Here is a 2,606-nt window from a genome sequence, read left to right on the forward strand (position 1 = left end):
TAAATTGCTTTGTGAGTTATATTAACAATGCCCTCATGTTTTAATCTACCACAAATAAGTTCCGGAGATATCTTCTTTTTTAACAAAGCTATTATTAGCTTTTTAACTTTACAGGATAGCTTATGATTATTTGAAGTTCTGCGGCTTTGATATAGCTTCTGTGCTATCTCAGCATTATAGTCACTATTTATACTAGTGCGATTAAGTTCCTTTTTTATAGCTCTTTCACTATAGCCAATTTTATTGGCTATTTGAGATGTTTGGTATCCTAATTTAAGTAATTCTTCTATACAATATCTATTTGAAAGAGTTAAGTGCTTTGGCATTTTTTAGTTCCTTATCGTTTATTTTAGTTTCGTCAAAACCTAATAAACTATATTTGGAACTCTCTTTCAACTATTTAAAACTTTCAGAATACAATCTAGCTAATCATAAGGAAGAATATGAGATATGACTTTGGCTTTATAGCTATTGGTGATGAGATTGTTGACGGTGATATTATTAATACAAACTCAAGTAACTTTGCTAAATATCTAGTAAGTAATGGGTTTGAAATAGGATTTCATATCAGTTGCAAAGATAGTTATGAAGATATTATTTCTAGCATTGATTTTCTAAGATCTAATCATAAAAATATTATTACTATCGGTGGTTTAGGACCAACTGAAGATGATTTAACCACAGATTCCATAGCAAAATACTTCAAAAAAGATATGCTTTTGGATGATTCATCATGGCATAAATTAGAAAAAAGAATGCTGGCTAAATATGGGAAAGTCACTCTGGGAACTAAAAAACAAGCTATGTTCCCTACTGCTGCAAAGATTATAATAAATCAAAATGGTACCGCTAATGGATTCAAACTAGAGTTCGATTCTAATAGATTTATATTTGCTTTCCCAGGACCTCCTAAAGAATGTATACCGATGCTTGAAGCCTTAAGTTTAACCAATAAATCAAAAAACAGAAAAATAATCCGTAAACGATGGAATATTCATAATATAGGTGAAAGCCTGCTTGCCGAAAAGCTTGAAACTATAAAAGAAAAATATTCATTTGTTACTTTTAAATATAGAATTGCTGAAGGATTTATAGAGCTGAAATATTTTTACCCTGAAGGCTGTCCATATAGTGAAGATATTATCATAAATGTGGAGCACCTTTTAAAAGAGCATCTAAATACCAAGGTTTAACTGTTCTTTTTTATCAATGAATATAGCATCAACTTGCCATTCAAGTAATTGTTTAATTTCATCATCTGTGTAAACAGAATAAACAAAAACTTTACCAAATTTGCGTTTTAAATATTTAACTCTTGAATGAGTTAAGCAACTATAATTTATTATGACTGCTATATATCTGTTTTTAATAAAGTCTCTATAAAGCTTACCATCAATATACTCAAAATCCCTAACCCAGTTAGTGGTATAAAAAAGTTTGCCTTGAGTAAAATCTTTATGTCTCCTTAATTCTCTCATTACCACTTTTGAGAAGCTTGATAATAGAATCTTTGATTTAATATTTGGATAAGCTCCAAGAAGTCCAATAACTTTATTGACCAAGATCTTTTGATAATTTATGTTTTCATTACTTACTTTAATTTCTAGATTCAAAAAAACATTATTATGCTCTGCCCAGTCAAGATACTCTTTCAAAGCTAATACCTTTGCCTTTGATTTGACTACAGGATGAATAAGTTCTATAGCTTCTAGTTCAGACCATGACATATTTGTGACATTTTCAGAAGTACTAGAAAATCTTTGTGGAGTATCATCATGAAATAAAAATAATTCTCCATCAGAACTCATTTGCACATCTGTTTCAAACCACCTAAAACCAGCACTCTTAGCAATTTGAAAAGCTTCTATTGTATTCTCAACAGCATCACTATTAGCACCTCTATGAGAAATATATTTATCTACACGCATACGTTAAAAAAGATTATTAAACTTCGACTCGAATTATACATCAAAAAACATTATTAAAATAATTCCTTTTTATTGCTAGATTGTATTCTCAATGTTTATAGAGATACCAAAATGTACTTCATTAGGTGTCAAGTAATTTAAACATTTCTTAGGTCTATTATTCAAGTCTATCTGTAACTTTCTAATGTATTGATGAGATATATTGTTAAAGTTAGTACCTTTAGATATAAATTGTCTGATATACCTATTCATGTTTTCATTAGTACCTCTTTGCCAAGGACTGTATGGATCAGCAAAGAATACTTTGATGCCAGTCTTGCTAGTTAGCTTCTTATGTTTAGCAAACTCTTTACCATTATCAAATGTAGCTGTTAATATTTTATGACCATTAGATACTTTGTACAATATTCTATTGATTGAATTAGCTGTTCTATCTATAGACTTGGCTAAAATAGTAAATCTGCTAGCTCTATCGACCATTGTTACAATAGCACTTTTATGGTCTTTACCAACAATAGTGTCACCTTCAAAGTGATAAAGATTTTTTCTATTATTAGCACTGCTAGGTCTTTCAGAAATACTCGCTCTATCCTTTATCTTAACTTGTTTAGAGTCACCTTCTTTTTTGTATTTATATTGTCTAGCTTTGAAAAATAATAAGTGTCTAAGCTTTAACTT

Annotated in this window: 4 protein-coding genes; 1 reads left to right on the plus strand and 3 read right to left on the minus strand. The window is 29.6% G+C overall.

The window, feature by feature from the left end:
• Positions 1-326, minus strand: a 326-nt coding sequence (locus F8C69_RS09855; protein WP_159185022.1) for a helix-turn-helix domain-containing protein, incomplete at its 3' end; no start/stop codon positions are given.
• A gap of 117 nt (positions 327-443) precedes the next feature.
• On the opposite strand from F8C69_RS09855, the gene F8C69_RS09860 reads away from it, so the two are divergent.
• Positions 444-1,193, plus strand: a complete 750-nt coding sequence (locus F8C69_RS09860; RefSeq protein WP_159185026.1) for a competence/damage-inducible protein A — start codon at positions 444-446, stop codon at positions 1,191-1,193.
• Here F8C69_RS09860 and F8C69_RS09865 read toward each other — a convergent pair.
• On the minus strand, positions 1,176-1,928 hold the full coding sequence (locus tag F8C69_RS09865) for a glycerophosphodiester phosphodiesterase family protein (protein WP_159185027.1): 753 nt from the start codon (positions 1,926-1,928) through the stop codon (positions 1,176-1,178). The genes F8C69_RS09860 and F8C69_RS09865 overlap by 18 nt on opposite strands.
• Before the next feature lie 75 nt (positions 1,929-2,003).
• Positions 2,004-2,606: IS30 family transposase (locus F8C69_RS09870; RefSeq protein WP_159183791.1), on the minus strand; the 603-nt coding region annotated here is incomplete at its 5' end.

The organism is Francisella noatunensis subsp. noatunensis, assembly GCF_009823375.1.
GTDB lineage: Bacteria > Pseudomonadota > Gammaproteobacteria > Francisellales > Francisellaceae > Francisella > Francisella noatunensis.

Bases quoted from the DNA above. Each gene is read 5' to 3' on its own strand.
- F8C69_RS09865 (WP_159185027.1), bottom strand. From the start codon at position 1,928: ATGCGTGTAGATAAATATATTTCTCATAGAGGTGCTAATAGTGATGCT.
- F8C69_RS09860 (WP_159185026.1), top strand. From the start codon at position 444: ATGAGATATGACTTTGGCTTTATAGCTATTGGTGATGAGATTGTTGAC.